Origin of the sequence: Streptomyces sp. SM1 (genome assembly GCF_002910825.1) — a bacterium.
Lineage (GTDB): Bacteria > Actinomycetota > Actinomycetes > Streptomycetales > Streptomycetaceae > Streptomyces > Streptomyces okerensis.
This window is the reverse complement of record NZ_NEUB01000585.1, coordinates 1-571: the sequence shown is the minus strand read 5'-3', so window position 1 is coordinate 571 and position 571 is coordinate 1. Positions and strand designations below refer to the sequence as shown.

The window sequence follows — 571 nt, the reverse complement described above, 5'->3', positions numbered from 1 at the left end:
GGGCGGGCGTTGGGTGGAGGGGTGGCCCTCCGTGATGAATCCCGGCGTACGCGTCTGCGGCATGGGCTCTCCGCGGTGCTCGTCGCCCTCGCCTGCCTGCTGACGCCCTGTGCCGCCCTCGCCGGCTGGGCGGCCTTCGGGCTCGCCGACACCGGCCGTTACGTCAGCGCCATGGCCCCGCTGGCCGCCGACCCGGCCGTACGGGAAGCGGTCGCCGACGCCGTGGGGGACGAGGTCGTCCGGAGACTGGCGCCGGACACCGGAACACCGGCGGACGCCGCACTCGCCCCGTTCCTGCACGACGCCGTCCGCTCCTTCACCCGCACCGCGGCGTTCCGCACCGCATGGGACGCGGGGAACAGGACCGTCCACGACGCCGTTCTGCACGCCCTGCGCGACGACATGGCTCCCCGGGGCCCGGTCACCGTGGATCTCGCGCCCGTCACCGCGCAGGTGAGAGAGCGGCTCGCCGCCGACCGCATGCCCTACGCCGACCGCATCCCCGTCGAACACACCGAGGTCGCGGTGGTGCCCGCCGAGGACGTGGCCGGACTCCGGAGGGGATACCGGG

1 pseudogene is annotated in these 571 nt (G+C 75.1%); it reads left to right on the top strand.

The annotated features are described in order from the left end of the window. Positions 1-75: 75 nt before the first annotated feature. Positions 76-571 (top strand): annotated as a pseudogene (locus B9S61_RS14435) (hypothetical protein); the annotation flags it as partial.